This is a genomic window from Nocardia sp. NPDC050718 (assembly GCF_040654235.1).
Taxonomy (GTDB): Bacteria; Actinomycetota; Actinomycetes; order Mycobacteriales; family Mycobacteriaceae; genus Nocardia.
In genome coordinates this window covers 534,899-554,318 of the sequence record NZ_JBFAHQ010000001.1, presented here as the reverse complement: position 1 = coordinate 554,318, position 19,420 = coordinate 534,899, and the positions used below count along the sequence as shown (strand labels likewise).

Sequence of the window (19,420 nt, the reverse complement as noted above, 5' to 3'; positions counted from 1 at the left end):
CCCACTTCCCGACGCCCCCGTCACCACCGCGGTGCCGGGGGCGTCGTGCTGCCACCGGACGAGCGTCTCCGCGCGCCACGGCGACCCGGTCCGGCGCGGGAACGCATTGGTAGGGTCTGCATCGCTGACCAGGAGGGAGGACATCGTGACGGAGAACGGCGAATGGTGGTCGACACCGCGCGACGCCACCCACCTCGGACCCGGGTTCCCGCCGACAGACCTCCCGTCACCCGACCCGGCACCAGGATCTTCCCCGGGAGTCGCTCACCCGCCGTACCTCCCGCCGCAGCCGTACGCCCCGAGACCGCGATACCAGTCCAGGCGCAGCGGTTGGCTCGTCGGCGCGCTCTGCACGCTGTCGGCGATCGCGGTGTTCGCGGCGATCGCGATCTGGACCGGCGACGACTCCGCACCGGCCGCGACAGCGCCGGATATCGCGACCGTGCTCCCCGGGCTCGCGCCCAACGGCTACGCCGGGCTCTCGTGTACACATCGCACCTCCCGTGGCCCGCTGACGGCGCCGAACACCGACAATCTCCAGCTCGGGGATTGGACCGAAGCGTGGGATTGCGCGGGACTGCCCGAACAGCCGGGCTACGCCGTTCTCGCCTATCCGGCGAAATCGGACGTCCGCGGTGTCATCTCGCGACTTCCGCAGAACACCAATGCGTTCGGCCGCTATGACGCCTACACCTGGCATTCCTCGCCGTACGACACCCCGCAGCGCTCCTGGAAGGCGATCGTCTTCACCGACGATCGCCGGAGCCGGTTCCTCGTGCTCGCGCAGACGCCCTACTGGCAGGGAACGTCCAAGGGAATGTCGACCTCTGCCTTCGATACCTGGTGCGCCGCAATGCCATTCGGCTAGGGGTCGCCGTCGGTTCGATCCTCGGCCGTGATCGCGTCGACCGCGGTGGACAGTCGGGTCAGTGCGGCGACGATCGAGGCGAACTCCGCCGGGCCGAGTTCCTCGGCGAGGCGGTGGGAGAGTTTCGCGTGCTGCGGGTTGATGCGCTGGACCGCCGCGCGGCCCGATTCCGTCGCCGCGACGAGTTTGGCCCGCTTGTGTGCCGGGTTGCGGCGGTATTCGCACAGGCCCTTGTCGACGAGCAGGTCTGCGATGCGCTGGACGCTCTGGCGGGTGATGCCCATCGCGCGGGCGATGCCCGCGACCGGGAGCGGTTCGGCGAGGACGGCGCCGAGGACCTGCCACCAGGCGGCGGTCAGACCGGCCGGGGCGGCCAATTCCTCGGCGATGGCGAGGAATTGGCCGTTGAGCTTGAACGAGGTGATCGCCGCGGTGGAGAAGAGTTCCTGGTCGCGGGCTGTCACGCGTGTGCGGCTTCGTACTCGGCGAGCACGGCGTAGGCCGCGGGGTCGCGGTGCGCGAACAGCTGGTACCACGCCTCGATGACGTGCGGCTCGGACACCTCGAGCCGGGTGAAGACCTCCCTGGCGAACTCGAACGGCGACATGCCGTCGGCGGTGATCACGTCCCGGTCGGTGACGGCCGGCGCGTCGACATAGTGCTCGGCGCCCGAGTATCCGCTGTAGACAAGGTATTCGGCGGCATTGGAGGTGTGCGCGCGGTCGTCGAGCAGGCCCGCCTTGGCCAGGCCGAAGGTGGCACCGCAGATGCCCGCGACCGGCACGCCCGCCGCGACGAACTCGCGCGCCTTGTCCGCGAACGGCACCAGCTCCTCGCCCTCCCAGAGATCGGCGCCGGGCAGGATCAGCATCGCGCTGTCGGCCGGATCGAGATCGGCCAGCGCGAGGTCGGGCGTGACCCGCAGGCGGCCCATCGTGGTGATCGGCTCGGTGGTCAACCCGACCGTCTTCACCTGGAAGGTGCCCGGCTCGCGATGCCAGCTGCCGTTGGCGAGCTGCGCGGTGGCGGCGCCCACCTCCCAGTCGGCGAGGGTGTTGTACACGGCCATGTGAACTGTTCGCATCGTCATGACAGTATCCTGTCATATTTGACAGCTTGCTGTCAATAAGAAATTCGAAACCCACCGAAAGGCCGCGCGTCGTACGCTGACGTCATTCGCTGCGAGACAGGGAGGTTCAGCCGCGATGACCGACCCCGTGCACGGCATGACGGGCACCATCACGTCACCGATCCGGGGCCCGGGCACGCTGGGCGAAGTGCTCGTGGCGATCCGCGGGGGCACCGAGCTGTACATCGCGCGAGCGGACGAGCCGATCTCGGCCGGGACCACCGTGCTGATCGTCGCGGTCCATCCGGGCCGCATCGTCGATGTCGTCGTCTGGATTCCCCTCGCACCGCAACTGCCGCAAGAGAACTGAGAGAAGGGGCTCACATGCTGGGCTATCACGTCCCCGATCCCGACGAGGCCATGCTGGTCAGTGGCGCCAAGACCAAGGACAACGCGCCGTTCAGGGTCGTCATCGGCCGCGGCGCCTGGGTGGTGCCACTGTTCCGTAAGGTCCGCTACCTGTCGCTGGCCATGTTCGAATCCGAGATCAAGGAGCGTTGCGTCACCAAGCAGGCGATCCAGCTCGACGTGCGGGCGGTGATCGCGTTCAAGGTCGCCAACGACACCCCGTCCATCGTCAACGCCGCCCAGCGCTTCCTCTCCGAGCAGGAGCAGGAGATGTCGGTGCTCACCGGCCGCATCTTCTCCGGCCACCTGCGCTCCATCGTCGGCTCGATGACGGTCGAGGAGATCATCCGCGAACGCCAGAAGCTGGCCGACGAGGTCCTGCTCGCCTCGAAGGTGGAGATGGGCAATATCGGCCTGTGGGTCGACTCGTTCCAGATCCAGTCGATCGACGACGGGAACCTCGGCTACATCAACGCCCTGGCCGCACCGCACAACGCGGCCGTGCAGCGCGACGCCCAGATCGCCCAGGCCCAGGCCGCGCAGCGCGCCGCCGAGGCCGAGCAGGAGTCGCTGCGCCGCCGGGCCGAGTACGAGCGGGAGACCTCGATCCTCAAGGCGCAGTATCAGCGCGACATCGACAAGGCCAATGCCGAAGCGGCCCAGGCGGGTCCGCTCGCCGACGCCATCGCCCGGCAGGAGGTCCTCACCGCCCAGGCCGAGCAGGCCCGCAAGAACGCCGAACTGCGGGAGCAGGAACTGCAGGCCGAAGTCGTGAAACCCGCACTGGCCGAGGCGGAACGCGTCCGCATCCTCGCCGAGGCCGAGGCCGACCGCACCCGCATCCAGGCCGAGGCCGCCGCCTCCAACAACCGGATCGCCCTGGACCAGTTGCTCATCGAGCAGCTGCCCGAGATCGTCAAGCAGGCCTCCAACGGCCTGGCCAACGCGAATCTCACCGTCCTCAACGGCCCCGACGGCGTCGGCGAACTGGTCAACGGCATGGTCGGTCAGGGCCTGACCGTCTTCAACTCCCTGCAGAAGGCGCTGTCGAACGGCGATACCGACAACGCCTGATCCCGGTGTCCGGCCGGGCGCCATTAACGGCGCCCGGCCGGATGTCGATTCTCTGGCACGAACGCCGGGATCGACGCAAGGAATGACTGATGGGATTGTGGATCGGCAGCCCCGAGCTGGACGCCTCCGAGAAGGTGATCTGGCAGCAACTCGCCAATCGAACGCAGGGCGGCAGGGCCGTCGGCGGACGCCTCTTCCTGACCGGAGCCCGCCTGCTCTTCGTGCCCAACCACCTGGACGCGCTCACCGGTGGCAAGCGCTGGGAGGTGTCCCTGAGCCAGGTGCGCGCCGTCGGCAGGCAGAGCCCGGACGGCGGCCTGTTCAGCGGCGGCCTGCGCACCCGCCTGCTCATCGAGACCGACACCGGCACCGAGCTTTTCGTCATCGGCCAGCTCGACGAGGTGATCGGGATCCTCGAAACGGCGGTCCCCCTGTAGCGCCGCCGGATCAGCCCCGCCAATTCGACGGGGCCTGCTGAAACCCCGGCCGCGGACTGTCGAAGGTCGCGATCACCTCGCGCACGACCCGCACCGCGGCCCCGGGGCCGACCTCGGGCCATCGCTCGATCGCCTCGAACTTCACCGCCGAGCCGCTGTAGACGATCAGCTCGTCGGTCCGGGCGGGATAGAAGCCGTAACCGATGCCGTCGGTGGTCTCGTAGTACTCGTGCCGCGTCGAGTAGGCCGAGTCGATCCGACCCGGTTCGGGCAGCGACACGATGCCGTCGGCGACCGCGCGATCGAGAATCTTCCCCATGACCCCGGTGAGCCCGATGGCCGTGGCGTAACCGACCTCAGCGGACCACGGGCCCCGGTGCTCCTCACGCAGTGGCAGCTCGGCGGCGGGCCCGGTGAAAGTCCGGCCCGCCCACGCCACGATCGCGTCGTCGATCGGGAAAGTCCAGGTGTGCTCGTCGAAGAGCTCTTTCGCCCGCCGCCTACGACGATCGTTCTCGGCGTAGTAGGCCTGACGTTCTTCCGCGTCCATCAACCGAAACTAACAGCGCACCAGCACATCCGGCGGTCGATGACCGCCGACGGACTGGCGCGCTGTGGGTTTCAGCTCAGGGCGTGGTCGAGGTCGCCGAGGAGGTCCTCGATGTCCTCCAGGCCGACCGAGATGCGGACCACGCCGTCGGACAGGCCGATCGACGCGCGGCCCTCGGGGCCCATCGCGCGGTGGGTGGTGGTGGCGGGGTGGGTGATCAGGGTCTTCGCGTCGCCGAGGTTGTTGGAGATGTCGATGATGCGCAGACGGTTGAGGACCTCGAAGGCGCGCTTCTTGCCGTCGTCGCCTGCCAGCTCGAAGGTGACGACGGTGCCGCCGCCGGACATCTGCGCGGTGGCGAGGGCGTGCTGCGGATGCGATTCCAGGAAGGGGTATTTCACCCAGTTCACGGACTTGTTCGTCTCCAGGAACCGGGCGACCTTCAGCGCGGATTCGGTGGACTGGCGCACGCGCAGCGGCATGGTCTCCAGGCCCTTGAGCAGGGTCCAGGCGTTGAACGGGCTCAGCGCGGGGCCGGTGTGGCGCATCAGGTTCTTCACCGGGCCGTCGATGTAGTCCTGGGCGCCGAGGATCGCGCCGCCGAGCACGCGGCCCTGGCCGTCGATGTGCTTGGTGCCGGAGTAGACCACCACGTCGGCGCCGAGTTCGAAGCCGCGCTGCAGCAGCGGGGTGGCGAAGACGTTGTCCAGCACCACCTTCGCGCCCGCGGCGTGCGCGAGCTCGGTGACCTTGCGGACGTCCACCAGGGTCTGCATCGGGTTGGCCGGGGTCTCGAAGAACACGGCCTGGGTGGGCACCGAGAGCGCCTGCTCCCACTGCTCGAGGTCGTCACCGTCGACGAAGACGGTCTCCACGCCCCAGCGCGGCAGGATCTCGTTGCACACCACGAAGCAGGAGCCGAACAGGCTGCGGGCGGCGACGAGGCGGTCGCCCGCCTTCAGCAGCGCGCCCAGCGCCGTGAACACCGCGGACATGCCCGAGGCGGTCGCGAACGCGGCCTCGGCGCCGTCGAGCAGCCGGATGCGCTCCTCGAACATGGCCACGGTCGGGTTGCCGTAGCGGGAGTAGACGAAGTGCTCGACCTCGCCGGTGAACGACGCCTCGGCGGCCTCCGCGCTCTCGTAGACGAAGCCCGAGGTCAGGTAGAGCGCCTCGGAGGTCTCCTCGAAGCCGGAGCGGCGCAGACCGCCGCGGACGCCGAGGGTGGCCGGGCCGACGCCCTCGGGCAGTGGCTTGTCGAACGAACCACCGGTGATCATGCGTTTCTCCTTATGCCTGACGCCACGGCAGGCCGACCGCGCGCCAGCCGACGCTGCCGCGCTGCCCGAACGCGTCGGGGCCGCCCTCGAAACCGTCCAGCACGTTGTAGGACGGGGTGAAGCCCGCCGCCGTCGCCACGGTCGCCGCGCCGATGGAGCGCTGACCGGAGCGACACAGGAACACCACGGGCGCGTCGTCCGGCCGCCCGGCCAGCACCTGCTCGAGCTGCGCGCCGAAGTTCGGATTGCGGGTCCCGGTGCCGTCGACCCACTCGATGAAGTGGGCCGGGCGCTCGATCGAGCTGGTGTCGGGGATGCCGATCTGTGCCCACTCGCCTTCGGTGCGCACGTCGACCAGCACCGCGTCGGGGTGCTCGGTCAGGATCTCCCACGCCTTCTCAGGGGTGATGTCGCCGGCGTAAGTCATGTCGAACCTCCTGCGTGAATCCGCTCTTGCCGTGCCGGTTCTCCGGGCACACGGCCAGGTCGTCACCCGGAGCACCCCACCGCGGAGGAGGGTTGCCGACCAGCGAGCCGGGGCTTGGCGCTGGTACTCATGACCTTGCGATCTGAGATTGCCCCGGCGGAGGTCACCGTGTCAAACAGTTCTACGGGGTGCAGACCAGCCAGTTGCCATCCACCCTGGTCAGGTTCCAGGTGCTGGTGGACGACGTGTCGCCGATCCGCACGGTGGCGTCGATCTTGGCCCGGTCGCCGTTCACCGTCGCCTTGTCGAAACCCTTCTTGTCGATCGTCACTTCCGATTTCGGGCCACCGAGCCGTTCCGACAGGCCCGACTTCTCCTCGTCGAAGCCGGGGCAGGCGACACCGGGCGGCGGACGCAGCTCACTGCGCGAGCGCGCGTCGATATAGTTGGTGACGGCGGCCGCGAGCCGGTCGGCCTCTGTGACATTTTTCTCAGCGGGCGAGAGCAGCCCGCCGAGCACGATGCCGACGAGCACGATCACCGCGATCACCGCGGCCGCGACGAACGGGACGATGGAACGCTTGTCGGTCTGATCCACCACGATGGGCTGGTCTTCCGAGCCTGTCTGCTCCTCGTTCATGCTGTAATCCTGACAGACCCGGTGCGGGCAACCACACCGCACGCCGGGTGGCCACAACGCCGCAGATAGAATCGCCAGAATGCGGTGCGCCGCCGATCTCGAAGGCGGCTGCCAGCAGCCGGATCGTCAACTTAGCCTAAGCTAAATTGACGCCGTCAACAGTTCTCGACCAAAGGGTGCGCGTAGAAAATGACCGAACAGAGTGCAGCGACCCGCCCGCTCCGCATTGCGATCGTGGGCGCAGGACCGGCCGGTATCTACGCCGCCGACGCATTGATGAAGTCCGATGCCGATGTCAGCATCGACCTCTACGAGCGCATGCCCGCGCCCTTCGGCCTGATCCGCTACGGCGTCGCGCCCGACCACCCGCGCATCAAGGGCATCATCACCGCCCTGCACAAGGTCCTCGACAAGGACCAGGTGCGCCTGCTCGGCAACATCGACTACGGCACCGACATCACCCTCGACGACCTGCGTCAGTTCTACGACGCGGTCATCTTCTCCACCGGCGCCAACGCCGACCGCGCCCTGCCCATCCCGGGTATCGACCTCGACGGCTCCTACGGTGCCGCCGACTTCGTGTCCTGGTACGACGGACACCCCGACGTGCCGCGTTCGTGGCCGCTGGAGGCGGAGAAGGTCGCCGTGCTCGGTGTCGGCAACGTCGCCCTCGACGTCGCCCGTGTGCTGGCCAAGACCGGTGACGAGCTGCTGCCGACGGAGATCCCGCCGAACGTCTACAAGGGCTTGAAGGCCAACAAGGCCGTCGAGGTCCACGTCTTCGGCCGTCGTGGTCCCGCCCAGGCCAAGTTCACCCCGCTCGAGCTGCGCGAGCTCGACCACTCGCCGACGATCGAGGTCATCGTCGACCCCGAGGACATCGACTACGACGAGGGCTCCGAGGCCGCGCGCCGCAACTCCAAGCAGGTCGACATGGTCGCCAACACTCTCGAGCAGTGGGCGATCCGTGATCAGGGCAACCGCCCGCACAAGCTGTTCCTGCACTTCTTCGAGTCCCCGGCCGAGGTCATCGGCGAGGACGGCAAGGTCGTCGGGCTCAAGACCGAGCGCACCCAGCTCGACGGCACCGGCAACGTCAAGGGCACCGGCGAGTTCAAGCAGTGGGACGTGCAGGCCATCTACCGCGCCGTCGGCTACCTGTCGCAGAACATCACCCAGCTGCCGTTCGACGACCAGGCGGGCACCGTGCCGAACGAAGCCGGTCGCGTGATCTCCGACGAGACCGCCGAGGGCGACGCCCGCTTCATGCCCGCCACCTACGTGACCGGCTGGATCAAGCGCGGCCCGGTCGGCCTCATCGGCCACACCAAGGGCGACGCCAACGAGACCATCGCCTGCCTGCTCGACGACGCCAAGGACTTCGCCCCGGCGCCGCAGCCCGAGCTGGACGCGGTCACCACGTTCCTCGAGAGCAAGGGCATCCCGTTCACCACCTGGGCCGGCTGGTACCGCCTCGACGCCCACGAGCGCGCCCTCGGCGAGCCCGAAGGCCGTGAGCGCGTCAAGGTCGTGGAGCGCGAGGACATGCTGCGCGCCTCCGAGCCGAACAAGGTCTAGCCACGGACGTCGGGCCCGAACTGTTCCATTCCGCCGAACTCGAGGCATTCTGTACAAGTGTTCGATGCCCACGTCCACATCATCGATCCGCGGTTCCCGCTGATCGAGAACGAAGGCTATCTGCCCGACCCCTACACCATCGCGGACTACCGAAAGCGCATGGAGCACTTTCATGTTCGCGGTGGTGCGGTGGTCAGCGCGTCGTTCCAGGGTTCCGACCAGTCCTATCTGAAGGCCGCGCTGGCGGCCCTCGGTGAGGACTGGGTCGGGGTCACCCGGCTGGATCTGGACGCCACCGACGACGAGATCATCGAGCTGGATCGCGCCGGCGTGCGCGCGCTCCGGTTCAATCTCAAGCGCGCCGCCGCCGACATCACCGAGATGACGTTGCAGGCGCTGCGCGCGCACGAGCTGGCAGGCTGGCACGTGGAGCTCTACATCGACGGCCAGATGCTGGCCTCGCTGCAACCGGTGATCTCGAAACTGCCCGCGCTGTCCATCGACCACCTCGGCATGTCCGAGGAGGGTCTGCCCTACCTGCTGGATCTGGTCGATCGCGGCGCGAGGGTGAAGGCCACCGGTTTCGGCCGGGTCGACATGGACGTGGCCGAGACGCTGCGCCGGATCCACGCCGTCAACCCCGGCGCGCTGATGTTCGGCAGCGACCTGCCCGGCACCAGGGCGGGCAGGCCGTTCGCCGACGCCGACGTCGAACTGATCTGGCAGGTGGTCGGCGCCGACCTGCACTCGGTGCTCGAGGACAACGCCAGGGAGTTCTACCGGCTGCCGATCGCGGACCGGTCCACGGCCGATCCGCTGCCGACGACGCCGATCCCGCGCACCGACAATCCGACGGTGCCGATCCCCCGCGACGAACTGCCCGGCGCGGGCGAGCACACCCGCCCGCTGCCGGTCATCGAATAACTCAGGCCAGCATCGCGCCGGTGAACCAGACACCGGCGGCGATCAGCGCGCCGAACAGCTCGACCAGCATCGACAGGCCGACGCCCTTGAGCGCGTGCAGCGTCGCGGGCCAGGCCAGCTCGTTGGTCTTCAACCGGTACAGCTCGGCCAGGTACACGCCGAGCACGAAGCCGATGAACAGGCCGACGATCGGGATGACGAAGAAGCCGACGACCCCGAGGACCGCGCCGAACAGCAGCGCCTTGTTCGACACCCCCGCCTCGCGCATCCGCCTGCCCGGCCAGGTGTACTTGACGACGCCGGAGATGACCAGCGCGACCGAGGCGATCGCGAGCACCGTCCACGCGGTGCTGCCACCGGTCATGAAGGCCCACACCGCGATTGCCGCGAAGATCAGAATGACGCCGGGCAGAATCGGTACGATCACACCGATCAGGCCGACCAGAATGACGAGGCCTACAATGACCTCACCCCACACGCTCACTACCGGGTTCCTCCCATTGTGGCGCCGAGTCGCGCCACCGGAATTCTGACCCATGCCCTACCCGGCTCGCCATCCCGACGCTATTGTCAATGTGTCAATACCGTTCGACGATGAACAGAGGTCAGGTGTGAGTGAGTCCGCCGCCAAGCAGGGACCCCTCGCGGGTATCAAGGTCATCGAGCTGGCCGGCATCGGGCCCGGTCCCCACGCCGCGCTACTGCTGGCCGATCTCGGCGCCGATGTGGTCCGCGTGCAGCGTCCCGGCATGATGCCCGGATACATGGAGCGACCGCAGTGGCGCGGCCGGACCATCGTCGAGGCGAACCTGAAGGATCCGGCCGACGTCGCCAAGATCCTCGACCTGGTCGAGCGGGCCGATGTGCTGCTCGAGGGCTTCCGCCCCGGCGTCACCGAGCGCATGGGCCTCGGTCCCGTCGACGCGCTGGCCCGCAACCCGCGCCTGGTCTACGGCCGGATGACCGGCTGGGGCCAGTACGGTCCGCTCGCCGATCGCGCAGGCCACGACATCAACTACATCTCGCTGACCGGTGTGCTCAACGCCATCGGCCGCAAGGGTGAGCGGCCGGTGCCGCCGCTGAACATGGTCGGCGACTTCGGTGGCGGCTCGATGTTCCTGGTGTTCGGTGTGCTGGCCGCGCTGGTCGAGCGGCAGAGCTCCGGGCAGGGCCAGGTCATCGACGCCGCGATGGTCGATGGCGCGCTTGCCCTTTCGCACATGATGTGGGGCATGCGCGGGGTCGGCCTGTGGTCCGACGAGCGCGGCACCAACCTGCTCGACACCGGCATGGCGTTCTACGACACCTACGAGACCTCCGACGGCAAGTACATGGCCGTCGGCGCGATCGAGCCGCAGTTCTACGCCCAGCTGCTGGCCGGGCTGGAGATCGACGCGGAGGGTCTGCCGATGCAGCTCGACCCGAACGGGCAGGAGCAGCTGCGCAAGCTGTTCGCGGACAAGTTCAAGACCAAGACCCGCGACGAGTGGGCCGCGATCTTCGACGGCACCGACGCCTGCACCACCCCGGTGCTCACCTTCACCGAGGCCACCGAGAATCCGCACATCGCGGCCCGTACCGGCCTGATCGAGATCGAGGGCGTGGTCCAGCACGCGCCCGCGCCGCGGTTCTCCCGCACCCCCGGCGGCGTGCCGACCCCGCCGCCGTCGGAGACGACACCGATCGAATCGGTCTGGGCTGACTGATTCTCCGGCCTGTCGTCGGTAGTCTCAGCGACTATCGACGACAGGCCACGGATCCGAACCGGCCACCGGCCACCGAAGGTGCTCACCGCGCTGATCGCGGTCACCACCTTCGGCGCCGCGCTGCTCGCCTTCGCGGTGGCCGAGGCCCTGCTCGACGATCGCCACGCGCAGCTCGCCGAATCCCGTTGCCGCAGCGACCTGCCGGTCCCGATCACGGTCAGCCTGCTCAACGGGCTCGCGGCCGGGCTGCTGGCGGCCACCACCATCGCGCTGGTGTGCCTGCTGATGCTGCTGTTCCGCTATCCGTCCGCGCGCGGCGGCGTCGCCGTGCCGCTCACCACCGTGGCCATCGTGATCTCGACGCTGTTCATGCTCGGCGCCGGGTACGAGACCGTGCGGCCGCACCCGGCCACCTACCACTCGTGCGGATTCGGCTGACTCAGTAGCAGGTGAGCGGCTGGAGCGGATCGGCGGCGCGCGGGGTCAGCGCGTCGTAGGCGGCGGCGATGGACTTCACGGCCAGGCGCAGCTCGGCCTCCGGGTGGGTGAAGGGCAGGCGCAGGAACCGCTCGAACGCGCCCTGGACGCCGAAACGCGGTCCGGCGGCGAGCAATACGCCGTGATTGGGCGCGGTGGCGGCCAGTGCCGTCGACACCGGGCTCGGCAGCTGCGCCCACACCGACATGCCGCCCGCGCCGGGCGTGATGTGCCAGCCGGGGAGATCCTCGGCGACGGCGTCGAGCAGGGCGGTGCGCTGGGCACGCAGCTGCTCGCGACGGCGCGCCAGGATCGGTTCGGCGTGCTCGAGCAGGTGCACGGTGGCCAGCTGGTCCATCACCGGGGTGCCGAGGTCGACGGTGGCGCGGATACCGAGCAGCTTGGTGATCAGCGCCTGGTTGGTGCGGATCCAGCCGACCCGCAGGCCACCCCAGAACGACTTCGACGCCGAGCCGATGGTGATGATCTCCGGACCCTTGGCGAACGCGGCGACCGGCGGCGGCATGGTGTCGCCGGACAGGTTCAGCTCGCTCATCGACTCGTCGACGACGATGGTCATCCTGGTGTCGCGGGCGATGGCCGCCAGTTCGGCGCGGCCGTCGGCGTCGAGCAGCAGGCCGGTGGGGTTGTTGAAGTCGGGGACCAGGTAGGCCAGCGTCGCCGCGGTCTGCCTGGCGGTGCTGCGCAGCCCGTCGAGATCCCAACCGGCGTGCGGCGATTCGGGCCGCAGCGGCACCGGGATCGGGCGGGCGCCGACATCGCGGATGGCCTCGATCGCGTTCGGATAGCTCGGGTGCTCGATCAGCACGCGCGCGGCGGGCGAGGTGAGCACGTTGAGCAGCAGCCGCAGGCCGTGCTGGGCGCCGAGGGTGACCAGGATCTGGTCGGGTTCGGTGGGCAGGCCGCGGGCGGTGTAGCGACGGGCCAGCGCCTCGCGCAGGGCCAGCACCCCGACCGGGTCCATGCCGTGGGTGCCGAGGTAGGCCGGAATTCCTTGCAGCGCGGCGGAATACGCGTCGTGCAGTTCCGGCGGTGCCGACATCGCCGCGTAGGTCATGTCGATGGTCGGCAGCTCGGGCTGGGCCATCAGGGCCATGATGCCGCGGGCGGGCTTGGAACCGTCGTGCTGGATGGCGGGCGGCAGCGCCACCGTGCTGCGCGAACCCTGACGGCTGATCAGGTAGCCGTGCTCGCGCAGCAGCGAGTAGGTGGAGGTGATCGTCGTGCGGCTGACGCCGAGGGTGGCGGCCAGATCCCGCTCGCTGGGCAGCGCGACGCCGAGCGGGGCGCGGCCGTCGTGGATCAGCAGCCGGATGGCCTCGGCCAGGGCCAGATAGGCGGGCCGGTGCGGACGGCGCTCGGGGGAATCGCCGTCGGTTTCGGGGTCGCGCCACCGGCCGAGGTCGCGGGCCAGGCCGGACGCGCCGATCACTCTTGTCGCCATGAAGTCCAGTATTCCGTAAGTGGATATTTCTAGGCAAGGCCAGTCGGAGGATTCTTACGTCATGACCACTTTTCTCGCCCTCGCCGTCGCCGCCGCCTTCGGATACGCGGTCTACCACTTCTCCCCGAAACAGGGCGAGCTGCCGTTCTGGCCGTTCCAGTCCTCGCCGCACGACCGCGCCTTCGGCACCTATGATGACCAGCGACTTTTCCGCGACCTCGATGCCGTGCGGGTGCACGACGACGAGCCGCTGACCGAAGCGCCGAAGGCCACCGAAACCAGTCCAGTCCAGTTGCCGGAAACTGGCCTTCTCAAGGCCGGTGAGCGCGGGCCACTCGCCGCGTGACCGGGGGCGGACCCGAATCTGTCACCGGGTCGGCGCACACTGTGCTCATGAGTTCCGGAACCCGGACCGAACCGGTTGCCGCGGCACTGTTCGACACCGCGATCGGCCTGTGCGCCATCGCCTGGCACGGCGACACCGTCGTGCGGTTCCAGCTGCCCGAGGCGAGCGAGGAGGAGACGCTCGCCCGGATCACCAGGCCGCTGGCGGGCGCGCCGGTCGTCGAGGACGAGCCGGGACCCGTGATCACCGCGGCGATCGCGGGCATCCGCGCGCACCTGGCGGGCACGCTGGACGCGCTGCGCTGGATCGACGTCGACCTGCGCGGCGTGCCAGAGTTCTACCGGGGCGTCTACGCCGTCACCCGCGACATCGACCCCGGCCACACCCTCAGCTACGGCGACATCGCGATCCGCCTCGGCGCTCCCGGCTCGGCCCAGGCCGTCGGACAGGCGCTGGGCCGCAACCCCATTCCGCTCATCATCCCGTGTCACCGTGTGCTCGCCGCCGACCACGCGCTGCACGGCTTCTCCGCGCCCGGCGGCATCGGCACCAAGGCCCGGCTGCTGGAGATCGAGCGCACCCCCGGCTTCGGCGAGCCGATGCTGTTCTGACCCGGCCCGACCGATGAGTTCTCGGTCGCCGGGTGCGTCCGCATGGACGGTGACGCAGCACGCGCACCTCGGGAAACCCGTGCCGACCTGCGATGGACGCGATCGCGTACCGTCGAGTCCGGTGGTCACACGGCCCGAATGCGAGAGGAACCACGATGCAGACTGTGACGTCGGCCGACGGCACCACGATTGCCTACGACCGGGTCGGGGACGGAACGGCGGGCACCGTCATCCTGATCGGCGGGGCGTTCAGCTACCGCGAGTACACGACCATGGTCGAGCTCGCGCAGACCCTGGCGACCGATTTCGGTCTGACGGTGCTCAACTACGACCGGCGCGGGCGCGGTGACAGCGCCGACTCCCCCGGCGTGTACGACGTGGCCAACGAGATCGCCGACATCGCCGCGCTGGTCGAGGCCGCGGGCGGGCAGGCGGCGCTGTTCGGCTGGTCCTCGGGCGCCGCGCTGGCACTGCTCGCCGCGCGCGAGGTGGCGGGGGTGACCGCGGTGGTCGCGTTCGAGCCGCCGTTCGTCGTCGACCCGAAAGACCATGTGCCGCCGAAGAACCTGGCAGACAAGCTGCATCCGATGATCGCCGCGGACAAGCGCAACAAGACGGTGCGGTACTACATGACCAAGGCGATGGGCATGCCGTGGCTGATGGTCTCCGCGATGCGGCTGACCCCGTTCTGGAAAAACCTTGCCGCGACCTCGAATTCGACGGCCCACGACTGGGCGGTGATGCGGCCGTTCATGCTCGGCAAGTCGCTCGATCCCGCCGACTGGAGCGAGGTGAAGGTCCCGGTCCTCGTCCTCACGGGCGACCGCACCTCCCCGATGCTCACCCGGGGCGCCAAGGCCGCGGCCGCGGCCCTGCCCGACGCGACCTTCGCCGAACTGCCCGGCGTGAGCCACAACCCGAAGATCTCGATCCTGGCCCCCGCCATCGGCGATTTCCTCACCGCCACCCCCTGAACGGACCTGCCGATCAGGGTGGCGGTGGGTGATCGCGGTAGAACTGGCAGGGCTCGCCGGTGAGGTAGCCGTCCATACAGGCGAAGTAGGTCTGGACGCAGGCGTTGCTGGTGCAGCCCGCCGTGTACAGCATGCCCCGGATGCGCTCGTTGCGCTGTTGCGACGGCGCGAGGGTCTGCGCGGGCGGGAGCACCGAACTCACCGGCGCCGGGCTGGGTGGCGGCGTTGTCTCGCTGGGCGACGAGCAGCCGGACACGACAGCGAGCGTCAGCAGCGCTGACAAGGCCAGACCCGCGCGCACCGTCATCCGTCACCTCCGTCCGAAACCCGACTCGACGGTACTACCGCCGGGTCCGGCCTGCCCAGACCCGCGCCTGTCGGAGAGTGGCGACCTTGCGTTCATCGGCCGGCCCCATCATCGATCGCCGCCGACGAGGCCGAGGCCGATCGAGCAACCTTCGTCCGAGCGCAGGCGCCGGTCAGCGGGTCAGAGGGTAGCGCCGTAGGTGGCACCGGCAGCTCCGCCCAGAACGCCACCCGCGACCGCGGCGGGGACGCCGAGGAGCGCCGCACCGCCAACGGCACCGACACCCGCACCGATGAGGGCACCGGCACCGGCGGCACCAGCGCCCGCCGCGATGATCAGCGGCGACTCGGCGGCCCAGGTCACCGGGAAGGTCACGGGCGCACCGGGGCCGGTGGCGGCGGCCGCCAGCGCGGCGACACCGGCGGTCGCGGCGGCCGACCCCGCCACGCCGACACCGAATCCGATCGCCCCGCCCACTGCCGCACCCGCCGCACCACCGACGACGCCACCGGCGACAGCGGCCGGGACGCCGAACAGCGCAGCGCCCCCGAGAGCGCCCGCCGCGGTGGCGGCAGCGATCTTGTCGGAGCGGCTGGGGTTGATGCCGATCGAGCGGCCCTGGGTGGCGATGGCGGCCTCGACATCGGCGGCGGTGGTGTTCACGCCGTCGAGGACCTCGCCGGGAACCTCGTCGGGGACGGGGCTGGTGAAGTCGCCGACGCGCAGGGTGCGCGGGGGCGGGGCGATGGGCGCCACGGGCTCGACCGGCTCGGGGAGATGCAGTTCCTCGATGACGATCGGCGGCGGCGGGGCGGTGTACTCGGGCACCGGACGCGATTCCGGGCGTTCGGGGGCGAGGCGCTCCAGGGTGTCGGGAACGTCGAAGTTCGCCAGATCGGAACGGCCGTCGTCGGCGGGCGCCGGCGTGTTCACGCCGGGCTGTTCCGGGTTGATCCCCGGCTGCGGCACCGCGATCGCGACACCGGCACAGGCGACGGCCAGCGCCATCGGCAGCACGCCGACGAGCGGGCGAGCGACCCGCCGCGCCGTCGAAGAGTTCACATCATCGGACCGACGGATCACGCCGAACACCCACTCACACACTCGACACAGTGCGGCACGTCCCCGCGTACCGCGCAGCGACGATAGCGGTAGCCGAGCGGATGCTGTCAAATCGATAGCGAGTCGACATCACTCGCGCGTGTCGACCCTGAACTGCGAAAATGACCCCTCCCCGAGCGCGGGGAGGGGCCATTCGCGAAGAAACTCAGCCCAGCACGTCGTGGCGCACGATCGTCTGATCGCGGCCGGGGCCGACGCCGATGCACGAGATCCGCGCGCCCGAAAGCTCTTCCAGACGCAGCACATACGCCTGCGCGTTGGCGGGCAACTCCTCGAAGGTGCGGGCGTGCGAGATGTCCTCCCACCAGCCGGGCATCTCCTCGTAGATCGGCTTGGCGTGGTGGAACTCGGTCTGGGTGGTCGGCATCTGCTCGACCCGCTCACCGTCGATCTCGTAGGCGACGCAGATCGGCACGGTGTCCAGACCCGACAGCACGTCGAGCTTGGTGAGGAAGTAGTCGGTGATGCCGTTGACGCGCGTGGCGTAGCGGCTGATCACCGCGTCGAACCAGCCGCAGCGGCGGGCGCGGCCGGTGGTGACACCCACCTCGCCGCCCTGCTTGGCCAGGAACTCGCCGAAGTTGTCGAACAGCTCGGTCGGGAACGGGCCGGAGCCGACGCGGGTGGTGTAGCACTTGAGGATGCCGAGCACCGTGTCGATCTTGTTCGGGCCGATGCCGGAACCGACCGCCGCGCCGCCCGAGGTCGGGTTGGACGAGGTGACGAACGGGTAGGTGCCGTGGTCGACGTCGAGCAGGGTGCCCTGCGAGCCTTCCAGCAGGATGGTGTCGCCGCGCTCGAGCGCCAGGTTCAGCTCGAGGCGGGTGTCGGCGATGCGGTGCTTGAACGACTCGGCCTGGCCGAGCACCTCGTCGACCACCTGCTGCGGGTCCAGCGCGCGGCGGTTGTAGATCTTCACCAGCACCTGGTTCTTGAATTCCAGTGCGGCCTCGACCTTCTGGGTGAGGATCTTCTCGTCCAGCACGTCGGCGACGCGGACGCCGACGCGGGCGACCTTGTCCTGGTAGCAGGGGCCGATGCCACGGCCGGTGGTGCCGATCTTGCGGCTGCCGAGGAAGCGCTCGGCGACCTTATCGATGGCCACGTGGTACGGCATGATCAGGTGCGCGTCGGCCGAGAGCAGCAGGCCGGAGGTGTCCACCCCGCGCTCTTCGAGACCGGCCAGCTCTTCGAGCAGCACGCCGGGATCGACCACGACGCCGTTGCCGATGACGTTCTGCACACCGGGGGTGAGGATGCCGGACGGGATCAGGTGCAGCGCGAACTTGTCGCCGTTGGGGAGCACGACCGTGTGGCCTGCGTTGTTGCCGCCCTGGTAACGAACGACCCACTGCAACCGCTCACCGAGCAGGTCGGTAGCTTTGCCCTTACCCTCGTCGCCCCATTGGGCGCCGATGAGGACGATTGCCGGCATTTCGCGTCTCCTACAGATCGACGGCAGCACACGGTGTACTGCAGCTACCTGCCGATTGAGGCGGTGGCCGGAGACACAGTCTAGTCGACGCCTGATCAGGGCCCTCCGACCTGCCCTGTCCGAGCACGCCGACCCCCGGCCGCTCCGGGTGCCACGATCGGTTACGGTTACTTGCCGGCAGGGGGTTTGGCCGTGTTCGAGGGCGACACACCGTCGACCCGACCGAGGAGGGTGTACCGCAGTTTGAGTACCCACGTTCTCCGATGTGGTGACATGCCCGTCCCGATCGCGCTGGCCTCGCAGCCGACCACGCAGACCGAGCCGGTGCCCGATACCGCCGTGATCGATGAGCTGCTGCCGGTGCTGGCCGCCGACAGCCTGCCGCGCCTGATCGTGCTCGGCTCCGACGCCGCCCTGGCCGCCGTGCTCACCCATCTGATGCGCACCGAACGCCTGCATGTCGAGGTCGGGTTCGTCCCGGTCGAGACGACCTACGCCTCGCGGGTCTATCAGACCGCGACCGGCAACGCCGCCGCGAAGATCGCGCTGGAGGGCCGGGCCATCGAGACCCCGCTGATCCGCGACGACACCGGCACCGTGCTCGTCGGCCGGGCCAGCATCACCGGCATCGACGGCGCCAAGCTCGAGGGCGAGGCCTACGTCGACGACACGCTGCTGTTCACCGGCATCGTGACGACCATGCTGATCTCACCGACGATGACGATGCCCGGTGTCCGCGCCAGGGTCCGCAAGGGCTTCCGCAAGCGCACCTGGGTGTCCGGGCGCGCCGCGCAACTCGGCACGCCGGGCGCGATCGTCACCCGCGACGGGATCACCACCGAACGCAAGGTGCCCCGCTCGACCTTCTACCGCTTCGAACAACCCTGGCTCCTGGTGCGATGACGTCTTCCTTCCCCACCGGCAGGCGGACCGGCCACAGCGCCGTCCGCCCGAGCCCGGTCTTCCTGCTCATCGTGTTGATCACCGTGCTCGGTGGCGCGCTCGCCTGGGACGCCGACATCGAGTCGGTGCGCGCGAAGGTCGGCGTGTTCGTGCTCGTGGTGTTCGGCTGGATCATCAGCCTGTGCCTGCACGAATTCGCGCACGCCTATGTCGCGTGGCGCGCGGGTGATCATGAAGTGGAGGTGCGGGGATATCTCACCCTGAATCCGCTGAAATACAGCCACCCGGTGCTCTCGATCGGATTGCCGCTGATTTTCATCGCGCTCGGCGGTATCGGATTGCCCGGCGGCGCGGTGTATGTGGACACGACCCGATTCCGCTCGGGGGTGCAGCGGCTGGTCAGCGCGGTCGGCCCGGCGTCCAATCTGCTGTGCGCGGTGGTGCTGCTCGTGGTGATCCGCGCGTTCGGGACGATGCAGGAGCACGCCGGGTTCTGGTGTGGGCTCAGTTTCCTGGCGTTCTTGCAGATCACCGCGTTTCTGCTGAACATCCTGCCGGTGCCGGGCCTGGACGGATTCGGGATCATCGAGCCCTCGCTGAGCTACGAGACCCGGCGGTCGCTCGACCAGATCAAGCCCTACGGAATGCTCGTTCTCTTCGCTGTCATCTTCTTCACACCATTGAGCCGGGTGTTTTTCGACGCTGTTTACGCTTTGTTCGAACTTTCCGGGGTACCTGACGGGTGGGCTGCCTACGGTAGCCACATGACCCGCTTCTGGCGTTGATAGCCTGTCGCCGGTCAACCTCGACTCTGGAACG

At 69.0% G+C, this 19,420-nt stretch carries 24 protein-coding genes and 1 riboswitch; of the genes, 13 read left to right on the top strand and 11 right to left on the bottom strand.

The window, feature by feature from the left end; all coding sequences use genetic code 11:
- Positions 1-145: 145 nt before the first annotated feature.
- Positions 146-868: a hypothetical protein gene (locus AB0H54_RS02570; RefSeq protein WP_357342263.1), complete on the top strand. Its 723-nt coding sequence runs from the start codon at positions 146-148 to the stop codon at positions 866-868.
- Here the strand turns inward: AB0H54_RS02570 and AB0H54_RS02565 are convergent.
- Both AB0H54_RS02565 and AB0H54_RS02560 read right to left on the bottom strand, forming a co-directional pair.
- A complete protein-coding gene (locus AB0H54_RS02565) occupies positions 865-1,332 on the bottom strand; it encodes a MarR family transcriptional regulator (protein ID WP_357342261.1) in 468 nt (155 codons plus the stop codon). The genes AB0H54_RS02570 and AB0H54_RS02565 overlap by 4 nt on opposite strands.
- The gene (locus AB0H54_RS02560; protein WP_357342260.1) at positions 1,329-1,958 is read right to left on the bottom strand and encodes a DJ-1/PfpI family protein; all 630 of its coding nucleotides are present in this window, start codon (positions 1,956-1,958) and stop codon (positions 1,329-1,331) included. The genes AB0H54_RS02565 and AB0H54_RS02560 overlap by 4 nt, the downstream gene beginning before the upstream one ends.
- Positions 1,959-2,073: 115 nt before the next feature.
- On the opposite strand from AB0H54_RS02560, the gene AB0H54_RS02555 reads away from it, so the two are divergent.
- The 3 genes from AB0H54_RS02555 (at position 2,074) to AB0H54_RS02545 (ending at position 3,856) form a co-directional block, all read left to right on the top strand.
- Positions 2,074-2,307, top strand: a complete 234-nt coding sequence (locus tag AB0H54_RS02555) for a hypothetical protein (RefSeq protein ID WP_357342258.1) — start codon at positions 2,074-2,076, stop codon at positions 2,305-2,307.
- A 14-nt stretch (positions 2,308-2,321) separates the two neighbouring features.
- On the top strand, positions 2,322-3,419 hold the full coding sequence (locus AB0H54_RS02550) for an SPFH domain-containing protein (protein WP_357342256.1): 1,098 nt from the start codon (positions 2,322-2,324) through the stop codon (positions 3,417-3,419).
- An 89-nt stretch (positions 3,420-3,508) separates the two neighbouring features.
- Positions 3,509-3,856 (top strand): hypothetical protein, encoded by a 348-nt coding sequence (locus AB0H54_RS02545; RefSeq protein WP_357342255.1) that lies wholly within the window; start codon positions 3,509-3,511, stop codon positions 3,854-3,856.
- 10 nt (positions 3,857-3,866) lie between these two features.
- Here AB0H54_RS02545 and AB0H54_RS02540 read toward each other — a convergent pair whose 3' ends face one another.
- The 4 genes from AB0H54_RS02540 to AB0H54_RS02525 all read right to left on the bottom strand — a co-directional run bounded on the left by AB0H54_RS02540 (position 3,867) and on the right by AB0H54_RS02525 (position 6,753).
- Positions 3,867-4,406, bottom strand: a complete 540-nt coding sequence (locus AB0H54_RS02540) for a hypothetical protein (RefSeq protein WP_357342254.1) — start codon at positions 4,404-4,406, stop codon at positions 3,867-3,869.
- A 71-nt stretch (positions 4,407-4,477) separates the two neighbouring features.
- The gene (locus AB0H54_RS02535) at positions 4,478-5,686 is read right to left on the bottom strand and encodes an O-succinylhomoserine sulfhydrylase (RefSeq protein WP_357342252.1); all 1,209 of its coding nucleotides are present in this window, start codon (positions 5,684-5,686) and stop codon (positions 4,478-4,480) included.
- A 10-nt stretch (positions 5,687-5,696) separates the two neighbouring features.
- Positions 5,697-6,113: a rhodanese-like domain-containing protein gene (locus AB0H54_RS02530; RefSeq protein ID WP_357342250.1), complete on the bottom strand. Its 417-nt coding sequence runs from the start codon at positions 6,111-6,113 to the stop codon at positions 5,697-5,699.
- Between the two features lie 17 nt (positions 6,114-6,130).
- Positions 6,131-6,248: riboswitch (SAM riboswitch) on the bottom strand.
- Between the two features lie 46 nt (positions 6,249-6,294).
- On the bottom strand, positions 6,295-6,753 hold the full coding sequence (locus tag AB0H54_RS02525; RefSeq protein WP_355274596.1) for a hypothetical protein: 459 nt from the start codon (positions 6,751-6,753) through the stop codon (positions 6,295-6,297).
- A 189-nt stretch (positions 6,754-6,942) separates the two neighbouring features.
- Between AB0H54_RS02525 and AB0H54_RS02520 the strand changes: the two genes are divergently transcribed.
- Positions 6,943-8,331, top strand: a complete 1,389-nt coding sequence (locus AB0H54_RS02520; RefSeq protein WP_357342248.1) for an FAD-dependent oxidoreductase — start codon at positions 6,943-6,945, stop codon at positions 8,329-8,331.
- 57 nt (positions 8,332-8,388) lie between these two features.
- The gene (locus tag AB0H54_RS02515; RefSeq protein WP_357342246.1) at positions 8,389-9,255 is read left to right on the top strand and encodes an amidohydrolase family protein; all 867 of its coding nucleotides are present in this window, start codon (positions 8,389-8,391) and stop codon (positions 9,253-9,255) included.
- Position 9,256: 1 nt separating this feature from the next.
- Here the strand turns inward: AB0H54_RS02515 and AB0H54_RS02510 are convergent, their stop codons facing one another.
- Entirely contained in the window at positions 9,257-9,739 is a 483-nt protein-coding gene (locus AB0H54_RS02510) for a DUF456 domain-containing protein (RefSeq protein WP_355274691.1), read from the bottom strand.
- Positions 9,740-9,866: 127 nt separating this feature from the next.
- On the opposite strand from AB0H54_RS02510, the gene AB0H54_RS02505 reads away from it, so the two are divergent.
- Positions 9,867-10,961: a CaiB/BaiF CoA-transferase family protein gene (locus AB0H54_RS02505; protein ID WP_357342244.1), complete on the top strand. Its 1,095-nt coding sequence runs from the start codon at positions 9,867-9,869 to the stop codon at positions 10,959-10,961.
- 78 nt (positions 10,962-11,039) lie between these two features.
- A complete protein-coding gene (locus AB0H54_RS02500) occupies positions 11,040-11,399 on the top strand; it encodes a hypothetical protein (RefSeq protein ID WP_355274696.1) in 360 nt (119 codons plus the stop codon).
- A 1-nt stretch (position 11,400) separates the two neighbouring features.
- On the opposite strand, the gene AB0H54_RS02495 is transcribed toward AB0H54_RS02500, so the two are convergent.
- A complete protein-coding gene (locus AB0H54_RS02495; protein ID WP_355274699.1) occupies positions 11,401-12,903 on the bottom strand; it encodes a PLP-dependent aminotransferase family protein in 1,503 nt (500 codons plus the stop codon).
- Positions 12,904-12,964: 61 nt separating this feature from the next.
- Here AB0H54_RS02495 and AB0H54_RS02490 point away from each other — a divergent pair, with 61 nt between their 5' ends.
- The 3 genes from AB0H54_RS02490 to AB0H54_RS02480 all read left to right on the top strand — a co-directional run bounded on the left by AB0H54_RS02490 (position 12,965) and on the right by AB0H54_RS02480 (position 14,834).
- Complete coding sequence (locus AB0H54_RS02490) at positions 12,965-13,249, top strand: hypothetical protein (protein ID WP_357342242.1); 285 nt, start codon at positions 12,965-12,967, stop codon at positions 13,247-13,249.
- 47 nt (positions 13,250-13,296) lie between these two features.
- Positions 13,297-13,860: a methylated-DNA--[protein]-cysteine S-methyltransferase gene (locus AB0H54_RS02485; protein WP_357342240.1), complete on the top strand. Its 564-nt coding sequence runs from the start codon at positions 13,297-13,299 to the stop codon at positions 13,858-13,860.
- Between the two features lie 155 nt (positions 13,861-14,015).
- A complete protein-coding gene (locus AB0H54_RS02480; protein WP_357342239.1) occupies positions 14,016-14,834 on the top strand; it encodes an alpha/beta hydrolase in 819 nt (272 codons plus the stop codon).
- A 13-nt stretch (positions 14,835-14,847) separates the two neighbouring features.
- Here AB0H54_RS02480 and AB0H54_RS02475 read toward each other — a convergent pair whose 3' ends face one another.
- From AB0H54_RS02475 to AB0H54_RS02465, 3 genes are all read right to left on the bottom strand, one after another.
- Positions 14,848-15,141 (bottom strand): hypothetical protein, encoded by a 294-nt coding sequence (locus AB0H54_RS02475; protein ID WP_357342238.1) that lies wholly within the window; start codon positions 15,139-15,141, stop codon positions 14,848-14,850.
- A 180-nt stretch (positions 15,142-15,321) separates the two neighbouring features.
- Positions 15,322-16,203, bottom strand: a complete 882-nt coding sequence (locus AB0H54_RS02470) for a hypothetical protein (RefSeq protein WP_357342237.1) — start codon at positions 16,201-16,203, stop codon at positions 15,322-15,324.
- A gap of 205 nt (positions 16,204-16,408) precedes the next feature.
- Positions 16,409-17,698: an adenylosuccinate synthase gene (locus tag AB0H54_RS02465; protein WP_355274712.1), complete on the bottom strand. Its 1,290-nt coding sequence runs from the start codon at positions 17,696-17,698 to the stop codon at positions 16,409-16,411.
- 273 nt (positions 17,699-17,971) lie between these two features.
- Here AB0H54_RS02465 and AB0H54_RS02460 point away from each other — a divergent pair, with 273 nt between their 5' ends.
- A complete protein-coding gene (locus AB0H54_RS02460) occupies positions 17,972-18,601 on the top strand; it encodes a hypothetical protein (protein ID WP_355274714.1) in 630 nt (209 codons plus the stop codon).
- Positions 18,598-19,386: a site-2 protease family protein gene (locus AB0H54_RS02455; RefSeq protein WP_357342236.1), complete on the top strand. Its 789-nt coding sequence runs from the start codon at positions 18,598-18,600 to the stop codon at positions 19,384-19,386. Before AB0H54_RS02460 ends, AB0H54_RS02455 begins: the two co-directional genes overlap by 4 nt.
- Positions 19,387-19,420: the final 34 nt, after the last annotated feature.